This window comes from Pseudomonas syringae group sp. J254-4, from assembly GCF_032586855.1.
Classification (GTDB): Bacteria; Pseudomonadota; Gammaproteobacteria; order Pseudomonadales; family Pseudomonadaceae; genus Aquipseudomonas; species Aquipseudomonas amygdali.
This window is the reverse complement of record NZ_JAWHOO010000022.1, coordinates 58727-78805: the sequence shown is the minus strand read 5'-3', so window position 1 is coordinate 78805 and position 20079 is coordinate 58727. Positions and strand designations below refer to the sequence as shown.

The window sequence follows — 20079 nt, the reverse complement described above, 5'->3', positions numbered from 1 at the left end:
CATCGTTCCCATGCTCCGCGTGGGAATGCCTTTCTGGACGCTCTGCGTCCAATCTCAAATGCGCGGGGTCAGCACGAGCTTGTGACGCAAAGCGTCACGAACTGCATGCCGACACGGAGCATCGGCACGATAGTCGTCTCAGGATGTTCATCGTTCCCATGCTCCGCGTGGGAATGCCTTTCTGGACGCTCTGCGTCCAATCTCAAATGCGCGGGGTCAGCACGATAGTCGTCTCAAAAAGCATCGCGCACCAACCCTGTGCATCGCGCCTTGGCATCGCGCCTTGGCGTGATGCATCTTTGCTCTGAATCCTCTGTTCATGGCTGCAAACTCGCACTCCCGGCCGGGATGGAGTATTAATTGCTTGCATCGCTTCCCACAGTCGTTTGAACCGGGACGTCACCGGTTCACCCGAAAGACTACGTCCGACGCAAACAGCGCGACGTCATGGAGAATCTGTATGGCGAGCTTTTCCCATTCTGTCGGTGCGCAGACGTACCGCTTCGACAGCCTCAAAGAAGTAATGGCCAAGGCCAGCCCCGCGCGCTCCGGTGATTATCTGGCCGAGGTTGCGGCGCAAAGCGACGGCGAGCGCGTTGCAGCGCAGATGACGCTGGCGAATATTCCGCTCAAGCACTTTCTTGAAGAAGCCCTGATCCCGTACGAACAGGACGAAGTCACCCGGCTGATCATTGATACCCACGACAAACTGGCGTTTGCCCCGGTCAGCCATCTGACGGTCGGCGGCTTTCGTGACTGGCTGCTCAGCGAGCAGGCCGATGAAACCAGCCTGCGCGCATTGGCTCCCGGCCTGACACCGGAAATGGCCGCTGCCGTGTCGAAAATCATGCGCGTGCAGGATCTGGTTCTGGTGGCACAGAAGATCCGGGTGGTGACGCGCTTTCGCAACACCATGGGCCTGCGCGGGCGGCTGTCGACACGCCTGCAACCCAACCACCCCACCGACGACCCGTCCGGCATTGCCGCCAGCGTGCTTGACGGCCTGCTGTACGGCAATGGCGATGCCATGATCGGTATCAACCCGGCGACCGACAGCACCTCGTCCATCGTCGCCTTGCTGGAAATGCTCGACGCCATCGTCCAGCGCTATGAAATCCCGACCCAATCCTGCGTGCTGACCCACGTCACCACATCTATCGAGGTGATAAACCGTGGCGTACCGGTGGACCTGGTGTTCCAGTCGATCACCGGCACCGAGGCCGCCAACGCAAGCTTCGGCATCAGCCTCAAACTGTTGCAGGAAGGCTACGAAGCGGGCCTGAGCCTGAACCGCGGCACCCTCGGGAAAAACCTGATGTACTTCGAGACCGGGCAAGGCAGCGCGCTGTCGGCCAACTCGCATCACGGCGTCGACCAGCAGACCTGCGAAACCCGCGCCTATGCCGTCGCCCGGCATTTCAACCCGTTCCTGGTCAACACCGTGGTCGGTTTCATCGGCCCCGAGTACCTGTACAACGGCAAGCAGATCATCCGCGCCGGTCTGGAGGATCACTTCTGCGGCAAGCTGCTGGGTGTACCGATGGGCTGCGACATCTGCTACACCAACCACGCAGAAGCCGACCAGGACGACATGGATACCCTGCTGACGCTGCTGGGGGTCGCCGGGATCAACTTCATCATGGGTATTCCCGGCTCTGACGACATCATGCTCAATTATCAAACCACCTCGTTCCACGACGCGCTGTATGCCCGGCAAAGCCTGGGCCTGCGTCCCGCACCGGAGTACGAGGCCTGGCTGGAGAAAATGGGCATCTTCACCCAGACCGACGGCCGCGTCCGCTTCGGTGACAGCCTGCCGCCTGCGTTCCGCCAGGCACTGGCGCACCTCGCATGAGTGATCAGCCGATGAACGAAATACAAGACAACGCCGCACCAGCCAATCCCTGGCTGGAGCTACGCCGCCTGACCTCCGCACGCATCGCGCTGGGGCGAACCGGCACCAGCCTGCCCACCTCCGCGCAGCTCGACTTTCAAGCGGCGCATGCCCAGGCGCGCGACGCCGTGCATCTGGCCTTCGATCATGCCGCGATCAGCGCGCAACTGACCGAGAAAGGTCGTGAAACCATTTTGCTGCACAGCGCTGCTGCCGACCGCGACAGCTACCTGCAACGCCCGGACCTGGGCCGACGCCTTAATGAAGAGTCTGCGCAGGCGCTGCGCGAGTACGCGGTGGCTCATCCGGGCGGTCTCGATCTGGCGGTAGTGGTCGCCGACGGTCTGTCAGCCCTGGCCGTGCATCGACATGCAGTGCCTTTTCTCACTCGCCTGGAGGAGCAGGCAAACGCCGAGGGCTGGTCCCTGTCGCCAGTGATAATGGTCGAGCAGGGCCGCGTCGCCGTGGCTGACGAGGTGGGCGAACTGCTTGGCGCGAAAATGGTAGTGATCCTGATCGGCGAGCGCCCGGGCCTAAGCTCACCGGACAGTCTGGGGCTGTATTTCACCTATGCGCCGAAGGTCGGGCTGAATGATGCGCATCGCAACTGTATTTCCAACGTGCGTCTGGAGGGCTTGAGCTACGGCATGGCAGCCCATCGGCTGCTGTACCTGATGCGCGAGGCCTGCAGGCGGCAGATCTCGGGGGTCAATCTTAAAGACGAAGCGCAACTGCAGACCCTTGAGTCAGACGGCTCTGCCGAGCATTCAGGCAAGCCGATCGGCAATTTCCTGCTCGACGGCCCGGCCGCACCACATTAGATTGTGCTTTCTAAAGTCGCCGGGCAGGATCGCGTAATCATCCCGGCGCACTGCATCAGCCCATAGGGAAGTTGAGGCCAACCATGCGGATTATCAAAGCGACTCTCGAACACCTTGACCTGCTCTGCCCATTGTTCATCAAGTACCGCGAGTTCTACGGTGAGACACCGTTCCCGGACTCCTCACGGGACTTTCTCGAAAAACGTCTGCGTCGTGACGAGTCAGTGATCTATCTGGCGCTGGCCAAGGATGACGAGAGCAGACTGCTGGGCTTCTGCCAGCTGTATCCCAGCTACTCATCGCTGTCGCTCAAGCGGGTATGGATTCTCAACGACATCTATGTTGCCGAGGACGCACGCCGCCAACTGGTCGCCGATCACTTGATTAAACAGGCGAAGAAGATGGCCAAGGAAACGCATGCGGTGCGACTGCGCGTGTCGACCAGCAGCAATAACGAGGTGGCGCAAAAAGTCTATGAGTCCATCGGTTTCAAGGAAGACACGCAGTTCAAAAACTACGTGCTGCCCATCAACCAAGACTGATCACCCCCTCGCCAGCACGCGGCAGCAAAGCCGCGTCAGCGCAACATACTGCTCCAGTCGTCACACATCAAAAACCCAGCGCTTATTCCCAAACCCCTTCTGCGCATTCTGCTTCTATAATGCCGCGCATACTGAACAGTCGTTTCTTCCGCATGCGACCCCGGACAGGGTTCTCGCCTCAGGTGCCTTAATGGATTTCAACCCGCTTGACCTTATTCTGCATCTCGACGTCTACCTTGACCTGTTGGTGACCAACTACGGTACGTGGGTCTACGCGATTCTGTTTTTAGTGATTTTCTGCGAAACCGGGCTGGTGATCATGCCCTTCCTGCCGGGCGACTCGCTGCTGTTCATCGCCGGAGCCGTGGCTGCCGGCGGCGGCATGGACCCGGTCCTGCTGGCCGGGCTGCTGATGCTGGCGGCGATTCTGGGCGACAGCACCAACTACGTTATTGGCCGCACTGCGGGCGAGAAACTGTTCAGCAACCCAAAATCGCGCATCTTCCGCCGCGACTACCTGCTGCGCACCCAGGATTTCTATGAGCGCCACGGCGGCAAGACCGTAACACTGGCGCGTTTCCTGCCGATTATCCGCACCTTCGCGCCATTCGTGGCCGGTGTAGGCAGAATGTCCTATCCGCGTTTCGTGGGTTTCAGCGTACTGGGCTCGGTGATGTGGGTCGGCAGCCTGGTGACACTGGGCTTCTTCTTCGGCAACGTGCCGTTCATCAAGCACAACCTGACCTTGCTGGTACTGGCAATCATCCTGCTGTCGCTGGTGCCGATGATCATTGGTGTGGTTCGCAGCCGTAGCGCGCCTCCGGCAGACGCACGCTGAATCATGTGGTCATTCAGCAACTGGCGCAGGCAGCGTACGCTCGCCAGACACCCGGTTGCTGACGAGCTGTGGCAGAAGGTGCGTGGACGTCTGCCGATCCTCGATGGGCTGAGCAGCGGGCAGCATGCGCAATTGCGTGACGCCTGCGTACTGTTTCTGAATGACAAACACCTCAGTGCACTGCCGGGCGTTGATCTGGATGACGAGCAGCGATTGTTTCTCGCCGCCCAGGCGCAACTGCCTCTGCTGAATCTGGGCGAACTGAACTGGTATCAGGGCTTTCACGAGATCGTGCTGTACCCCGACGACTTCGTCAGCCCGCAGCGCCATCGCGATGCCAGTGGCGTAGAGCACGAGTGGGACGGCGAACACAGCGGCGAAGCCTGGCTGCAGGGCCCGGTGATTCTGGCCTGGCCGGGCGTGTTGAGCAGCGGCGACTGGGATGGCTACAACCTGGTGATCCATGAACTGGCGCACAAGCTCGACATGCTCAACGGCGACGCCAATGGGCTGCCGCCGCTGCACGGCGACATGCAGGTGACCGAATGGGCGAGGGTCATGCAACGCGCGTTCGATGACCTCAATCGGCAACTCGACGAGAACCCTGAGGCGCAAACCGCTATCGATCCCTATGCCGCAGAAGACCCTGCCGAGTTTTTCGCCGTGACCAGCGAATACTTCTTCAGCGCACCCGACCTGCTGCACGACAGTTACCCGGCAGTCTACGAACAACTGAAAGCGTTTTACCGGCAAGACACCCTGGCCCGACTGAACCTGCTGCGCCAGCAGGACCCGGCTTACCGGGACAACTGACAGCGGCCAAGGCCATGCGTGGCAACCAAAACAGAATATGCCTATAATCCGGACCACTTTTTGGCGGTTCGCGCCAAAATCTGTCTGGTCAACTATGGGGGCAATGCCCAATGAGCTACAGCAAGATTCCGGCAGGCAAAGACCTTCCGAACGACATCTACGTCGCGATCGAAATCCCGGCCAACCATGCGCCGATCAAGTACGAAATCGACAAAGAAACCGATTGCCTGTTCGTTGACCGTTTCATGGCCACCCCGATGTTCTACCCGGCCAACTACGGTTTCATCCCTAACACGCTGGCTGACGACGGCGACCCGCTGGACGTGCTGGTGGTGACGCCTTACCCGGTGTCCCCAGGTTCGGTCATCCGTGCCCGCCCGGTCGGTATTCTGCACATGACTGACGACGGCGGTGGCGATGCCAAGGTTATCGCAGTGCCACACGACAAGCTGTCCCAGCTGTATGTCGACGTCAAAGAGTACACCGATCTGCCAGCCCTGCTGCTTGAACAGATCAAGCACTTCTTCGAGAACTACAAGGATCTCGAAAAAGGCAAATGGGTGAAAATCGAAGGTTGGGGCAATGCTGACGCTGCCCGCGCCGAGATCACCAAATCGGTTGCAGCGTTCAAAGGCTGATCACTGATCTGGCGTTTAAGGGCACGCCACACACGTGCCCTGAAACACGCTTGCCCCCTTCCCTGCCGCTGCTCCCCGCCAATACCGTTCCTTGAGACACACCTATCCATTTTTTTTTGCAGCGCACACGTTTAAAAATGCGTTCGACTTTTAGGCGCTCGATAAACAGTTCGTTAATTCCCGTATAGCAAGGGTAAACGCCCGATACGTCGTTTAGCCAAAAAAGCGCTATTACGGAATCTGCCTACACGATATTCATTCCATCCGTAGTCCGGATAGCCGCCCCCCCCTTGGGATAACGTCGATCTCAACACCTCGTTCATTTAAACGCCCAAGCGACGTCCGTAGACTTCGCTCTATGAATACATCAGGTGATCGACTCCGCATCCTCCTTCGGGAGTGCCATCTCACAGCGACTGACTTTGCGGCCAACCGCAAAATCACGCCGCAACACGTCAATAACTGGTTCAAGCGTGGCGTGCCCATGGCGCGGATTGATGAGGTGGCTGAACTGTTAACCGTAAACGCACGCTGGCTGCGCACGGGCGACGGGCCCAAACATCCCAATGAATCGGCCAATGAAAACACCGGTGACGACACCCGAATGGTCATCCAGCAGACCAGAAACGTGCTGCGCGGCGATGTGGAAATTCAGATCTACACGGAGGTCGAATCCACTCATGGCGTCGGCAAAACCGTCCTCTCCGAAGCCCCCGGGCAAAAAATCCGCCTGCCCCTGCAAGTTCTGCAAACCATGGGCATCGACCCGAAAAACTGCATGTGTGTCGCCATGGTCGGCAACAGCATGGCCGACAAGATCCAGGACGGCTCGATTCTCGGCGTCGACCGCGAACTGACCCAGGTCATCGACGGCGAAATCTACGCCCTCGAGCACGGCGGCATCCTGCGCGTGCGCTACCTCTACCGCCTGCCCAACGGCGGCCTGCGCCTGCGCAGCCATAACGACGCCGAGTACCCGGACGAACTGTTCAGTGCCGAAGACATCGACCGGGAGAAAATACGGATTCTTGGCTGGATATTCTGGTGGTCGACACTCAACAGCAGGCGCAATGCGATGCTGCTGTTGTGAGGCGGTTGGGTTTGAAAGGCATTCGGGCTGGGCATTGGCGGAGAATTTCAGTATTCTGTGCGCCATCCAGAGCACCTGACGCAGTCATGCGATGCGGTGTTTGAATGGGGCATGTGATCCGTTTGCCCTGTTGTCTATTCGCGCTTCTGTAAGAGGCGCACCTGTTGAAGGTGATTGCGGTCTATCAAAAATAGATCGGAACCGCCTACGAGAAGCCGGCCACAAGCCGGCTTTTTAATGCCTCCCGCGTTCTTCTCGCGGCTGGGCAGTGGATATCATCTACTTGAGAAGCTTCTCGCCAAATCAGCCGTTGACGGTACTTTGCTGGTTGTCCCGGTCGAAACCCACTTTAGGATAATCCCAAGTCAGGTTTATTCAGGTAACCGGACTATTAGAGGGTTTGCCACGTGAAAACCATCCATAACGCCCGCTACCAAGCGTTGCTTGATCTTTTGCTGGAAGCGCGCAGCGCAGCCGGCATGACGCAAAAAGAATTGGCCGTCAGGCTAGGGCGACCGCAGTCATTTGTCTCAAAGACCGAGAACGCCGAGCGCAGGCTCGATGTCATTGAGTTCATGGATGTCTGTCGGGGGATCGGGACGGACCCGTATGCGCTGCTCAGTAAGCTGGACTCTATGGCTCGCCTGTAATCGACAATCGCGAAGCTTTGCTGGATGAGCGCTTGCATAAAAAATGACTCATAGCGATTCAATGCAGTGCGTTTTGGTCAGCTGTAGGACTCTCACGGACACACATCTACGTCCCGTCCTCTCCACAGCTTCCAGACCTCCTCCCAACCGTCTTCATGACTCGGACCCGAGATAATAACCAGCTGACTGCACGCACCGTTGCCTAGCTGCTTGATGTAATGCTTTGCCAGTTCAGTCGGGATCATTTCGTCACGCGTTCCCGACAAGTGACGCTGAGGTATCAATGTCAGGCGCTGAATGTAATCGAGTGGGTCCAACGAGCCATTGAGAGGCGAAAGTCCTTTTAGTTCTGTCCATTGGTTCGGGGCGAGATTGCCAGCGATGGTCTGAATCAGGGTGATGTCGTTTCGTTGTCCGGCGAGTAGCAATGCGAGGGTTGCACCACCGGAATAGCCGATCAGCTCGAACTCTCGATTGCCGTAGCGTTGTTTCATCTGATCCAGCGCCTCGCTGAGGCTGGTAACCACCTCCTGGGAAAAGCGGCGATGGGTCCAGAGTGCAGAGTTGCAGGCCTGGGTCGTGATGAATTGGCAAGGTCGCGCCAGATAGACATTGGGAGTCGGGTCGTTGATTGCCAGTCCAGGCACCAGCAAGTTACGCGGGCTCGGCTCGAGACTGGGTTGAGTGGCAGTGGCCCAGGCATGGCCGTCGCCTTCCAGATAGACTCGTAGGCGAGTTGTTCTGAAGGTATCTGGCGGCAATAGCGCCGCCAGCGGAAAGGGCTGTACCGGCAGAACCTGCATCTGTCGGCCGTGCTGGTCCGCCAGTTGCTGCAGGGCTGCACGTGGCGACTGACAACCCGTCACAAAAACGCTCAACAGCAACGCTATCAAGACGGGAGGAATACCGCCCCAGCGCTGCTGACCGGGACGGTGATCTCTCATCAGAAGTCGTAACGCACTTTTGCAGAGAACACATCGGCATCGAAGCCCGATTTACCGATGTAATCGTAGTTGACGCCCAGTGTGACGGCACCCAGTTTGTAATCGGCACCCACACCCGCTTCGTAACTGTCACGTACGGCTTTGGCACCGCTGGTCACAAACGGCGTACTGCCGAGCAGAAAGGTCGATGTGCTCTGTGCTTCGTCGGCGGCGAAGTCGTGGTAAGCCATCAGTTTGGCTTGTGGCTCCAGCGTTCCTGCGCCCACGAGGAAACTGCCAGCCACGCGCATGCCTGCGCCCAGCTCAATGGTTTCATAACGCTGGTCTTCAACCTTTAACGCAGCCGACGAGCCTTTCTCACGGTAGCCGTCGATGTTCACTTGGCTGTAACGCGCCGCCAGACGTGGTTCGACCAATACTTGCGGGGTGACGTGATAGGTGTAGCCACCCACCAGATTCAGGCCCAGCAGGTCACTGTCGTAATCTGCCTTGGCACGCGTACCTGCAATGCTGCGTTTGCCCTGGTTGTCGTTGAGGCCGTAAGTCAGGCTTGTATCGACAAAGTAATTGCCTTGTTCGAAGCCGCTGTACAGCGTGAATGCATGGCTATCGACTTCGGTCTTGTTGCCACTTTTGCCATTCACGTCGGTATTGATGAAGCTGTACGCCAACCCCAGCGTCAGGTTGTCGTTGAGCTTGCCGTCAGCGCCCACCGCGACTCCGCTGCTGTACGCGTTATAGCCAGCAATTCCGTCACGCTGGCCTTGAGTGGCGTCGCTGTAGAGCGACTGGACCCAAACCCCGGCATTCTTGAAACCTTCGCCAGAAGACGCGCCGCGTATCGAGCTGGTGCGGCTGCCCGTTACGTTGCTGATCAGACCCTGGCTGGTAGTAGCGGCGCTTCTGGCCCCGCCGTTGACCTCCGGCGACAGCTGCGAGGCCAGCTTGGCAAGCTGCCCGCCGTCAGCGTTCAGCAAAAGCTGTTTGAACGCATCACTGTCGTTCAGCTTACTGATGATGCTGTCGCCGGTCAGGTTGACCAGTGTGGTCTGTTCATTAACTGAACCGCCGTTGTTGGCAACTACCTGAGCGACCTCTTCCTTGCCCTTGGCGGTGACCACAGCCACAACGTCTTTGCCGTCAACGGTATAGCTGTCGATTTTAAGCAGCGCCGAGGTACTGACTACATCCAGTTTGCCAGCAGGATCGACCGCGCGCCCATCCTTGGTCAGCAGCTCGATCTTGCCTGCTTCGATAAGCGTGTAAGCAGTGCCGTTGGCATTGAAGTCGTCACCCTTGGCCGCGAGCTTTACTTGCGCTCCCGGTTCGAACTGAGTGGTCCCGGTAACTTTCAGTACCGCAGTTTTAGCATCAGTGGCCTCACTCAGATTCAGACCGAGCGCCGAATTGCCGTCAACATAAAGATCGCCGTTAATGCTGCTGTGTGCGGACTCGAAAGTCATGGTAGTAGGACTGTCGGAGGTGCCGCCAACGTAAACCGATCCGCCGCTCTTCAGGCGAATGTTGTAGCCGTCTTTACGGCTGTCAGTACCCGTGAAGGAAGTATCCCCCTCCAGCTCGATATTGCTCACGTCGATCAGGTTACCGACAACGACGCTGCCCTTTCTCAGGATCAGCTCGACCGGACGATTACTTCCAGAAGCGTCGATGGCCCTGTCAGCAGAAATGATCGAACCTTCGTTATAGATATTGAAGTCGCCCCGTTCGATGTACCAAGGCTGAGCGCCGATCATAGAGAATTTGGTGGTGCCCATCACGATAGCAGCGCTCTCGCCACGGATCGTCCCGGTGTTGGTTATGTCCGCACTATTGCCTATCATGGTGGCCCCGTCGATTCGAAGACCTTGAGACCCCGCGCCGCTAGCGGAGAGGCTGCCATGGTTTTCGAAGAATTTCAGGCTCGTGGCGACGTCCAGGGCCGTCGCGCCTTGACCGGAAACTTCAACCAGACCGTGGTTGATGACGTTGCCGTTGATCTTACCGCCCTCCAGGCTGATGCCTTTGGCTCCTTCACCACTGGCAAAGGTGCCGGAGCCACTGATGTTCCCGTTGAGGATAAGGTTCTTTTCAACGGTCGAACCACTTAGCTGAATCGCATCTTTAACCGCACTCCCCGCATAGGCACCGTTGATCTCAAGATTGCCGGTATGGGTCTGACGCTCGCTTTTGTAGCCAGCGTTGGTCAGTTGGACTGTTTCAGCAAAAGCCGGAACGGCAGTTGCAGCCACAGCCATGGCGAGAAGGGTCTTGCGAAACATCACAGAGTTCACGATTCATTCCTTATGTTGGGGGCGCTGCCATGCTTGGCGAGAACCTGCCGCAGCAAAAAGTGGCGATTGGCCACACAGAAGAGCGCGGCGAGAATAAAGTAACCGACTTGAAATAACATCAACTATTATCGGCACAATCGCACTTCGCTAAAGTTGTGCAAGTGCTCGGGGTCGGGATGGCTAGACCCGATAGGACTCCGCATGCGCTACCTTCCTGAGCGTGCGCCAGTACGAGCGAACGCGCTTGGCAAAGGTCGGCGAGCTGCTGAACAGCACGATGGTCGCAAAGGACACCCACCAGCCGGGCCGCAGGCAGGTCAGCAAGTACTGATTGAGCCATATGCGCGCTATTCTCAGCCTGTAGCGCTTCGGATCAAGACCCTGCAATTGCTCTATCGCGGAGGCCTTGTAGAGTGTGCTCAATACGCGGCGACTGGTTAGAAAGCGTTCCGGGAAGTCTACGCCAGCCTCGGAGTGATTCAGGACTCTGAAGTTGCGCCTCAAGACGTTGTCCCATAACTTCAGATTGCTCAGCCCTACCTCGCAAGGTCGTCCAAGCCGGGCGTCAATGCCCTTCCTGCGCATGACACCCAGCATCAGCGCCTGCTCGGTCACCAGGCGCGCAGACGTGTAGCCAATGAAGTTGCCAAACGGGTTGCGAGACGGCTTGTCATTGAAAAGCGCGTCCCTTTCGAATAGTGGTTGCTCCCACATGGCGAGCATCGCATCACGCGTGCCGAACTGAACAAGGTCCGATATGTGGAACAACATCGGTAACCGTTCAGGGTCACGAATGTAGAGCGTCGTGGTGGTAATGGGCGTCTCGAACAGCCGTGTTTCGCCAGACTCGGCATCATCTGGCTGACCTATGACAGCCAGTGCAGGGCTGGTCAGGTTGTGGTCGGCGCGCATCTTCATGACATACGGTCTTGAGGCGGCTTGAATACCGCACAACGTCGATCGCAGCATGCGATTGATGTTGATCTGATTACCGGCATCGTCGACGAAGGCACCCGGATCATCCGACATGATGAGCTGATCCACCTCAACCGCAGAGGTATCTTCATGACGCCAGGTAGAGACGATAACCTCGGCATGCGGCAGGTGCGCCCTGACCGATGCGATACAGGCGAAGATATTCCGCTGGGGGCTCAGGTTGCGATAAAGAGGCCCTTGGATAACCACGCTGATTTTTCTGGAATCAACGGCCACAAGATGAGGCATGTTCTTAACCTTTAATGGGAGATGACGACAAGAAAAACAGATCAGTCAGGTGAATCTCGCAGCACGCCGAAAAACGCGCAGGAAGAGACGATGCATTCGACGCAGGACTCCGGCCAGCATTGGCAGGCTGATCAGCACCGTCTCAAGACGAGTGACCATGAATAACCTCCCGATTTGAGCCGAATGAGCTGCGGCTGTTGTGCTTGAAGGCAGGTTATTGAACGACGCATTGAGGGTTCGCGAATAGATACCCAGGTGCATGGCAGGCACCATGATCACGATGTTTCGGTTTCGAAGCCTTGGGCTCAAATAGTTGTAGCGAGCCATTTTCTGGATGAAGTCCATGCAGGTAGCCGAGTCATGCTGACCAAAATCAATCAGTACCCATGCGCTCTCGACTTTATCCATATGAAGCGCAACGCTGTTCGCCACGATGCCGCTCAGGCCATTCTCGTGAAGGAAGTCTTCCAGACTGAACTGGACGTGGTCCGTCGGTAGATCGCTGATGGGCAGTTCGGTCAGGTTGTAGCGGTCATCGATGACAACCACCGGGATAGTCTTTCTATACGCGTGCTGGATGTGGGACAGCTGACAGATCAGCTCATGACTGGCCGGCCTGGGGCTCAAATGAGACACGACGAATATCTTCATTTTGAACCTCTGGCATAGGACTTGAAGGGAGTGGAGTTGTAGATAGCCTTCACCGCAGCCCACACGCTTTCAAAATAGAAGATTTTCCCGTTGTTTCTGTAAGTACGAACCGCCGAAATCAAAATACCCGGGAGCGACAGGAGGTGGTGGTGAAAGTAATCATCCTGCTGACGAACAAACCATGCCTGCGTACTGCGTTGACGCAACATATTGCGCACTTCACAGCTCTGGGTGATCAGCGTCTGCTTGGCCAGCACAGGGTCTGCAAGGAAGCGATTGACCAGAAACGCCTGTCGGGTTTGTGTTAGCTGATCGAACAGCATCAGCCGCTCGAAATCAGCAAGAAACTCTTTGACTGCGTCGATATCATTTCTGAACGAGGACTGTTGAGCGATGTGATCGATCAGTTCAATCCAGGCTCGGACAGAGATGCAATCAAGACCGGTTGGAATAATGACCGCCGACGGATTGGCCAGGTATTTGTCAGCGAATTGCCGCAATCTGACCAGTGCGGTCTCGGCAGACAGGTTCAAAAGAGGTTTCTTTTTCAGCAGGGACACATAACAAGGCCCGGATATTCCGAGACATCCGTCAACGGATTCGACCGAAGCCTTGCCTCCCAGCAGTGCTCGGGAGGTCACTGACTGAGTGATACCGAAAGGGTTTATACGGTTCGGAATACCCGCTCGGGACGCTCGTAGCGCATGCTCGATGTCTTCGTATTCCACCCAGTGCAGAGACTCGTCCAGAGGGCAGGCATTCCACACATCCTTACGGCAAATATAGAGGCTGCCTGTGGGGTAACTGGCGTCGCTGTTGTGGCGCATCGGGCTGGCGAAACAGAACCCGGTCCGGTCAACTTCCGAGAATACTGACGGGGCAATAGCCTGCGCATTACCGCTGGTACGGTGCAGCCCCAGCAGTCCCTGCGCAACTTGCTCCATGGCCATGCCGTAATCCGAATAGCGGCGAGGGTGCATACTGAGCCGATTGTCGAAAAACATGCTTTGCAGTGTCATCAACGGATAGCGCGGACCAAAGCGACGTACGATTTCTCCAAAATTCCTGGGCAGAAATACGCGGTCATGCAGGATCACGAGATTGCTGAATCCAGCCTCCAGAGCGAGACGATTTTTCTTCTTGCAGATCTGCACTGGCGGAGCGGTAATGTCCTGCCCCACGAGGCGGACCTTGTCGAAATAGGCGAAGTTGCTTCCCGGTGTGCCGCACAGAAGTATCTCTTTGCGCGGAACATCGATTTCCAGAATGCGCTTCACTACCGCATTCAGAACCGTGGCGTCTCCTGGCCCTACAGGAAGGCAAAAGCTCCAGCCATCAAGATCGTCATCGGATTCCGCCGCCAGCCTTGCGACCTTTTTGTAGGTGACAGAGGTGGCCGAGCGTTCGATTACCTTGAGTGATCCGGCAAAATATTCACGGTCCAGATAGCACTCAAACTCAGTGTCTTCGATAACTGTAATCTTCTCGCCAACATTCAGAAAGTGGGCACCGTCCCACAGCAGCAGTGGCGCCAGCGGTGAATCACTCTGGACACCATAAAAGCAGTAACTACCCGCGCCATACATGGATAACGGACGCTGGGCGGCATGCAGGTTTTTGATTACCCGCTCCGGCTTGCGAAACGGATGGGCTCGGAACGAAACAAAACCTGAACATTCATGGGGCAGCAGCAGGCCCACCGGAAGGTTACGCAGGCTGCCCGCTGCCAGGTAACCAAGGCTTGGATGGTGCTGGAGATGAGTAGTTTTCATGGTTCAGACGACGTACTTGTCGGCAAGCGCGCCGGGCACCTTAACGACAACGGTGGTTGCATCAGTGAGCGCTTCGAACGCCGTAATGTCCCCCGGCTCCAGAACAATGATGTCGCCTGCATGCCAGACCTGATCGCGCATGTTGACGGACCCGGAAATGAGCACGGTGATCTCGGTGGCAACCCTGTGGTAATGGGCTGCTTCCTTTTCGCCTGCCGTGTAAGTCTTGACCCCGACCTCACAGGACTCGGTACTGAAAGCAGCAGGCTCGAAGCCGCCCACAAACCAGCCTTTGACCATGTCTTGCAGTCTTGCCGTTTTCATCGCATTTCTCCTGCTTCGAAAGCGTGAAGCTGACTATTGGTTTTCAGCGGCCGGTACTGATTGGGTTCGATCCGGTAGGCACCGATCCTTTTCTGTAACAGCACCAGCTCATTGAGGGCGGGTGCTATGTAGAAGTTGTCATTGACCCTGGCATCCTTGCGAATCATCTCTTTCGCCGCCGCCACGAACAGCGAGCCGGATTTGAACCAGTACACACCTGCAATGGCGTGGGGACTGATCGGATTTTTTTCGGCTGCTTCAATGACCCGGCAGTTGCTATCCAGACGTGCGAATGAATAGCGAGGGTGCAGTGAATTGAAGATAACCACGCCGGCATCTTCATCGTTGTCCCGAAACGCACGCACGGCGTCACGCAGCTCTATATCCAGAAAATCACTGACACTGAGAATCAACAACTCATCATCGTTGTCGATTTGCCCGCTCACCAGAAGTGCCGTGCAGGCGGCACCCCGGGTGACTTTGTTAATGGGCAGAACACTGGCCGCAGGGTGCATTTGCTGGACCATGTTGCGAAGGTGCAGCCGAGTGACATCGTCATTCGAGAATGTGCAGATGATCCTGCGCGGCTCAAGCGCAGCACAGTTGTCGATCAGCGTGTGGATCAGTGGCTTGCCATTGCATTCGCACAGATATTCGGGGTACTCGCCGTCGTCGAGCGACGTCTCTCCCTTCTTTCCCGACAGAAGAATGATGTTCAATGCGCTCACAGGCTAGCCACCTTGTCGACGTTGATCTCATCGACCTTGCCAAGGATGTTATTGAGGTTTACATCGCAGGTTTCAGCCACCACCAGAACATGGGCGCCGGAATCTCTGGCGGCTTTGATACCATTTTCGTTGTCTTCGACGATCAGACACTCTTCGGGCTTCAGCCCCAGTTGCCTGATGGCTTTGGTGTAGATATCGGGAGCTGGCTTGGCATGTTTGACATCCTCGTTGGAGAGCTGCAAATCGAGGTATCGCTCCAGATCTGCCCTGTTCATCATGACCTCCACTGTGTTGCGAATGGAGTTGGATGCAACCGCCAGCTTGTAGCCCATTGTTTTCAACGATGACAACGCGTACTGGTGCACAAACGTCGGCTTGCACTGGGCGTACACGATCTCCATGGTGTACTGCTGCTTCATCTCGTTGATGAATGCGTGCAACGCCACCGGCAGATCGCGCTCGACGCTCAGCATGTCGAGTTTGCGCGAGGTGGGCAGACCGTCGTAGGCGGTGAGGTGTTCATGGCGACTGATGTTGTAACCGAACAGGCCGAGGGCTTTGTTCAGTGCATCGTAATGCCATTCCTTGGCTTCAATGAGGACGCCATCCATATCGAATATCACTGCCTTGATCATGATTGCCTCACTTGAAGAAAGTGGCTGCGTCTGCGGGAATATCAGTGCAAATCGTTAAACCGTTGTGCGCTTCGAGCTCAAGCAATTGCCGCCATAGGCCGCCATGTTCACGCCCGTGCAACTCGGGAGATACCACACACACCTGCTTGCCCTGAGATAGAAGATCGCCAATAACCTGGCTGGAAAACCATTCGCCCTCAAAACCGTCAAGCCAGACACCTGATGCCTGTTCGATCCAGGCTGGGGACGGTTCGACTTCGCTGAGCCGGGTGTAAGTAATGACATTCGCGTGAAAGTAACTGCGCATGTCCGGTACCGCCATATCAAAGGCAAACCAGTTGGTATGACCGTATCGAGCGAAGGTTTTGGCGAGCGCCTGCGCCATGCCATCAGCCTTGATATTGATGGCCAGTGGCAGGTTACGACCCGCCATGATGTCGAGCAGCCCATCAAGCGTCAGCTCGCCGCCGACGGGCATGTCGTGAGAAATAACCAGTTGACCCGCTACATCACGGACATCGGTCTCTGTGCCGAAACCAAGGTCGAATGATCGGTGAAATGCTTCGGGCAAATTGCGCTGCGGCTTTTGCAGCCAGTAGCCGCGATGGCTGATGATGTGCATGTCAGGCCTGTCTTCCCGAGGCTGCCTGCCTGCTCAGCGGCAACGACAGGAATTGGTTCAGGTCTGCCGGTATACCCAGGCCGTACATGCCATGACCTTCTGCACCAATACTGTAATGAATCACCTTGGCACCGCGTCCGATGATCTCGTTGTACGCTGGCGCAACATAGAACTCGCCATTGACGCGAAGATCTTTCATGACCATCGTCTCGATGGCCGATATCAACTGACCTGCATTGCGAAAGTTGTAGATGCCAACAGTGGCTTCGTCAGAGATGACCTCTTTTTCCACTACGCGGGTGATGAGGCCTTCTGCACTGAAGCCCACAAACGACCACTTCGGATCGCTGGCTTTCATCGTCATGATCAAGCCCGCTGCGTCACCCTCGTTCATTGCCTGCAGATAAGCGTTTATGTCCACATCGACATACTGGTCGCTGTTGGCAATCATCACTTGCTGGCTATAGTCGAGCAGGTGCCTGGCGGCATAAACGGAGCACGCGGCGCCCCCCGTCAGCCCACCAAGCTCGACGATGTCGCATCCAGGTGCCCAGGCATTAAGCTTTTCCCTCAGCGAATAGGTTGCGACCTGATCCGCCTGACAGATGAAGATGAATCGGTGCGGACAATCCGGCGTCAGATTGTCAATCACGACCTTGATCATCGGTACACCGTGCACAGGGATCAACGGCTTGGGATCGGTGTAGCCCGCGACCGCAAAGCGACTCCCGGCACCCGCCATCGGAACGATAATTTGCAGCATGAAAATCCCTTTTGAATGGGTAATTTGAAGTTGACGAAATGGCGCTGACTGCAATGAATCAATAACAACCGTGTTCGATCATCCGGCCACGCTCAAGCGTCAAATAACGCTGACAAAACGCTTTACCCTCTTCTACCGCGTGAGTAACAAGAATCAGGGCCATGCCGTCATCCTGCAAAGTGCGAATTCGCTCGTGGCATTTGCGTTTGAACTCTTCATCCCCCACAGCAAGCACCTCGTCAGCCAGCAGGACCTGTGGCTCAACATGAACCGCTACCGAAAAACCCAGCCTCATGTACATACCCGACGAATAGTTCTTCACCGGCGTATCAATAAAGTTTCCAAGCCCGGAAAAATCCACGATCTCGTTGAAACGCGAACGCACTTCCCTGTTACTTAACCCGAACAGGCTGGCGTTGAGATAGATATTCTCTTCCCCTGTCAGATCAGGGTGAAAGCCCACACCGATTTCTATTAAAGGGGCTACACGACCCACCGTAGTCAAGCGTCCGCTGGTGGGAACAAGGATGCGTGAAACCAGCTGTAGGAGCGTGCTTTTACCTGAACCGTTATGTCCCACAAGTGCAAGCGACTCCCCTTTATGCAAGGTGAACGACACGTCGCTGACTGCCATGAACGTTTCGGCATGCTCACGGTATCGAGCATCGAACAGGCCTAGAAACTTGCTTTTCAAACCGCCCCTGTTGTGGCGAAGAGTGAACTGCTTGGTAAGGTTTTCCGCCTTGATGACGACGCGGCTCATAAATACTCCACCACGTCGTCGACCTTTCTGAATATCAGCAGGCCGATGAGCAACGAGGCGGCCCCCATCAACACGCAAAGCAGCAGATCACGGGTGTCTGGAACCACACCAGCATGCAAAATGCTGCTGAAACTATCGAAATAAAGAGCTACCGGGTTGTAGGCCGCTATGCTGGCGACACCCTCGGGCAGCGCGGAGGTGACCCACACAATTGGCGTCAACCAGAACAGCAAGGGCAGAAACACATCGATGAAATGTTTTGCATCCCTCACCGTTACCTGAATGACGCTAAGCGCCAGACCGAACCCCATAATCAGCGCCATGAACGCAATCAGTACAATGGGATAAAAAAACAGCGCGCGTGAAAACACACCACCCAGCATGGGGAATAACAATACATACACGAGCATGCAGCCCGCCCAGAATACAGCAATCGACAATGCTCCGGAGACGGGTAGCAATATACGCGGGAAGCGTAACTTCCGAATGAGGTTGCCATTATTGATGAGCCATTCCCCGCTCTGTGAAACTATTTGTGCCAGAAGCATCCAGTGGACGACACCCGTTACCAGATGAAGCGCAAAGCGGTCCTGATTGCTGGGCAGGATATAGGTGAAGACCGTGTAATACGTAAGTGTAACAACCAGCGGATTTCCCAATGACCAAACGAAGCCCAACGTCGCCCCCATGTAACGGATTTTAATTTCCTTGGACACAAGATTGATGATCAGGTCACGCCATTTTATAAAGCTTGTGCTGCGAGATGACGACATACGGTATCCAGCTATTGACAGGTAGATCAGAGAACGATTTTGACAATCAAGATCATAAATGGATAACCTTATGGCCTCATGCTGCGGGCATATGTTCTCTTCTTTCATAGAGTTACAGCTATAGGGCGACGCCTTAGTTACTGTAGGAATATTCCACAAACTACCGGCGGCAGCTAAAGGGCCCTTTCGAGGCCTCGCCACGCTCGATCAGAATCGCAAGGCACTTCCATCCGCGCACGTTGATCTATAACGTCAATGGTCATTCGCAATACGACCGGTCCAGCGATCACCCTTGAACAAGCGAGGCTACTCATGACCCAAACCCCTTACACCCCGCCGAAGGTATGGCAGCAGGAAACAAAAGCAGGCGGTACGTTCGCCAGCATCAACCGGCCCGTAGCCGGTCCCACGCATGACAAGGTACTGCCCGTCGGCAAGCACCCACTGCAGCTTTATTCTCTGGCCACACCCAACGGGGTGAAGGTCACGATCATGCTCGAAGAGCTGCTGGCGCTGGGGCATAGCGGCGCGGAATACGATGCCTGGCTGATCCGCATTTCCGAGGGCGATCAGTTCTCCAGCGGCTTTGTCGAGATCAATCCCAACTCCAAGATCCCTGCGTTGCTGGACCGAAGCCATGAAACACCTGTCCGGGTATTCGAGTCCGGTTCGATTCTGCTGTACCTGGCTGAGAAGTTTTCCAGTTTCCTGCCCGCCGACCCGGCAGGCCGTACCGAAACGCTGAACTGGCTGTTCTGGCAGATGGGCGCGGCGCCCTACCTGGGTGGCGGGTTCGGGCACTTCTACGCCTACGCGCCGGAGAAACTCGAATACCCCATCAATCGCTTCGCGATGGAGGCCAAGCGCCAACTCGATGTGCTGAACCGTCGACTGGGCGAGCACCGCTACCTGGCTGGCGACACCTACACGATTGCCGATATCGCGGTCTGGCCATGGTATGGCGCGCTGGTAAGGAACAAGGTTTATTCGGCCGCCGAGTTCCTGTCGGTGCACGAATACCCGAACCTGATTCGCTGGACGGAAGAAATCGCCGCGCGCCCTGCCGTCATCAAAGGCCAGAAGGTCAACCGCACCTGGGGCGAAGAGGCGGACCAGGTGCCGGAGCGGCATCAGGCGTCCGACCTGGATAAATAAGGCGCAAGTCAAGGCCTGCGCAAACAGAAACCTGGTGCTACAAACTCAAAAGAGATTCTGGGTCGGACAGTCGTGATCTGAACGTAAAGTAGCGTCCTTAGCCACTGCCCAAGGACGCGCCCTATGAGCCGGACAACTGCCCATCCAG

General features: G+C 56.4%; 21 protein-coding genes. 9 read left to right on the top strand and 12 right to left on the bottom strand.

Annotated features, from left to right (window positions below; all coding sequences use genetic code 11):
* Positions 1-460: 460 nt before the first annotated feature.
* The 8 genes from RYB09_RS21940 to RYB09_RS21905 all read left to right on the top strand — a co-directional run bounded on the left by RYB09_RS21940 (position 461) and on the right by RYB09_RS21905 (position 7286).
* Complete coding sequence (locus RYB09_RS21940; RefSeq protein WP_316890207.1) at positions 461-1855, top strand: ethanolamine ammonia-lyase subunit EutB; 1395 nt, start codon at positions 461-463, stop codon at positions 1853-1855.
* Entirely contained in the window at positions 1852-2715 is an 864-nt protein-coding gene (eutC, locus tag RYB09_RS21935; protein WP_058401247.1) for an ethanolamine ammonia-lyase subunit EutC, read from the top strand. Before RYB09_RS21940 ends, eutC begins: the two co-directional genes overlap by 4 nt.
* A gap of 83 nt (positions 2716-2798) precedes the next feature.
* Positions 2799-3257, top strand: coding sequence for a GNAT family N-acetyltransferase (locus tag RYB09_RS21930; RefSeq protein WP_316890204.1), 459 nt, complete (start codon positions 2799-2801; stop codon positions 3255-3257).
* A 190-nt stretch (positions 3258-3447) separates the two neighbouring features.
* Positions 3448-4095 carry a DedA family protein gene (locus RYB09_RS21925; RefSeq protein WP_058407845.1) on the top strand — a complete coding sequence of 216 codons (648 nt, stop codon included), beginning with the start codon at positions 3448-3450 and terminating at the stop codon, positions 4093-4095.
* 3 nt (positions 4096-4098) lie between these two features.
* Entirely contained in the window at positions 4099-4908 is an 810-nt protein-coding gene (locus RYB09_RS21920) for a zinc-dependent peptidase (RefSeq protein WP_316890201.1), read from the top strand.
* 110 nt (positions 4909-5018) lie between these two features.
* Positions 5019-5546, top strand: a complete 528-nt coding sequence (ppa, locus tag RYB09_RS21915; protein ID WP_002551870.1) for an inorganic diphosphatase — start codon at positions 5019-5021, stop codon at positions 5544-5546.
* 358 nt (positions 5547-5904) lie between these two features.
* Positions 5905-6636, top strand: a complete 732-nt coding sequence (locus tag RYB09_RS21910; protein ID WP_058401244.1) for a helix-turn-helix transcriptional regulator — start codon at positions 5905-5907, stop codon at positions 6634-6636.
* A gap of 407 nt (positions 6637-7043) precedes the next feature.
* Positions 7044-7286: a helix-turn-helix domain-containing protein gene (locus RYB09_RS21905; RefSeq protein ID WP_002551868.1), complete on the top strand. Its 243-nt coding sequence runs from the start codon at positions 7044-7046 to the stop codon at positions 7284-7286.
* A gap of 92 nt (positions 7287-7378) precedes the next feature.
* On the opposite strand, the gene RYB09_RS21900 is transcribed toward RYB09_RS21905, so the two are convergent.
* The 12 genes from RYB09_RS21900 to RYB09_RS21845 all read right to left on the bottom strand — a co-directional run bounded on the left by RYB09_RS21900 (position 7379) and on the right by RYB09_RS21845 (position 18776).
* Positions 7379-8230 carry an alpha/beta hydrolase gene (locus RYB09_RS21900; protein WP_316890198.1) on the bottom strand — a complete coding sequence of 284 codons (852 nt, stop codon included), beginning with the start codon at positions 8228-8230 and terminating at the stop codon, positions 7379-7381.
* Positions 8230-10509: an autotransporter outer membrane beta-barrel domain-containing protein gene (locus tag RYB09_RS21895; protein WP_058401241.1), complete on the bottom strand. Its 2280-nt coding sequence runs from the start codon at positions 10507-10509 to the stop codon at positions 8230-8232. The genes RYB09_RS21900 and RYB09_RS21895 overlap by 1 nt, the downstream gene beginning before the upstream one ends.
* A gap of 192 nt (positions 10510-10701) precedes the next feature.
* Positions 10702-11745 carry a WavE lipopolysaccharide synthesis family protein gene (locus RYB09_RS21890; protein ID WP_058401240.1) on the bottom strand — a complete coding sequence of 348 codons (1044 nt, stop codon included), beginning with the start codon at positions 11743-11745 and terminating at the stop codon, positions 10702-10704.
* A gap of 45 nt (positions 11746-11790) precedes the next feature.
* Positions 11791-12396: a hypothetical protein gene (locus RYB09_RS21885; RefSeq protein ID WP_058401239.1), complete on the bottom strand. Its 606-nt coding sequence runs from the start codon at positions 12394-12396 to the stop codon at positions 11791-11793.
* On the bottom strand, positions 12393-14168 hold the full coding sequence (locus tag RYB09_RS21880) for a hypothetical protein (RefSeq protein WP_057402873.1): 1776 nt from the start codon (positions 14166-14168) through the stop codon (positions 12393-12395). The genes RYB09_RS21885 and RYB09_RS21880 overlap by 4 nt, the downstream gene beginning before the upstream one ends.
* Positions 14169-14171: 3 nt before the next feature.
* A complete protein-coding gene (locus RYB09_RS21875; protein ID WP_058401238.1) occupies positions 14172-14492 on the bottom strand; it encodes a hypothetical protein in 321 nt (106 codons plus the stop codon).
* Entirely contained in the window at positions 14489-15220 is a 732-nt protein-coding gene (locus RYB09_RS21870) for a glycosyltransferase family 2 protein (protein ID WP_058401237.1), read from the bottom strand. Before RYB09_RS21870 ends, RYB09_RS21875 begins: the two co-directional genes overlap by 4 nt.
* On the bottom strand, positions 15217-15855 hold the full coding sequence (locus RYB09_RS21865) for an HAD family hydrolase (protein WP_058401236.1): 639 nt from the start codon (positions 15853-15855) through the stop codon (positions 15217-15219). Before RYB09_RS21865 ends, RYB09_RS21870 begins: the two co-directional genes overlap by 4 nt.
* A 7-nt stretch (positions 15856-15862) precedes the next feature.
* The gene (locus RYB09_RS21860) at positions 15863-16477 is read right to left on the bottom strand and encodes a hypothetical protein (RefSeq protein WP_058401235.1); all 615 of its coding nucleotides are present in this window, start codon (positions 16475-16477) and stop codon (positions 15863-15865) included.
* 1 nt (position 16478) lies between these two features.
* Complete coding sequence (locus RYB09_RS21855; protein WP_058401234.1) at positions 16479-17240, bottom strand: glycosyltransferase family 2 protein; 762 nt, start codon at positions 17238-17240, stop codon at positions 16479-16481.
* Between the two features lie 58 nt (positions 17241-17298).
* Positions 17299-18003, bottom strand: a complete 705-nt coding sequence (locus RYB09_RS21850; RefSeq protein ID WP_058401233.1) for an ABC transporter ATP-binding protein — start codon at positions 18001-18003, stop codon at positions 17299-17301.
* Positions 18000-18776, bottom strand: a complete 777-nt coding sequence (locus RYB09_RS21845) for an ABC transporter permease (protein ID WP_058401232.1) — start codon at positions 18774-18776, stop codon at positions 18000-18002. Before RYB09_RS21845 ends, RYB09_RS21850 begins: the two co-directional genes overlap by 4 nt.
* Positions 18777-19088: 312 nt before the next feature.
* On the opposite strand from RYB09_RS21845, the gene yghU reads away from it, so the two are divergent.
* Positions 19089-19931: a glutathione-dependent disulfide-bond oxidoreductase gene (gene yghU, locus RYB09_RS21840; RefSeq protein ID WP_010211665.1), complete on the top strand. Its 843-nt coding sequence runs from the start codon at positions 19089-19091 to the stop codon at positions 19929-19931.
* The last annotated feature ends 148 nt before the right edge of the window (positions 19932-20079 follow it).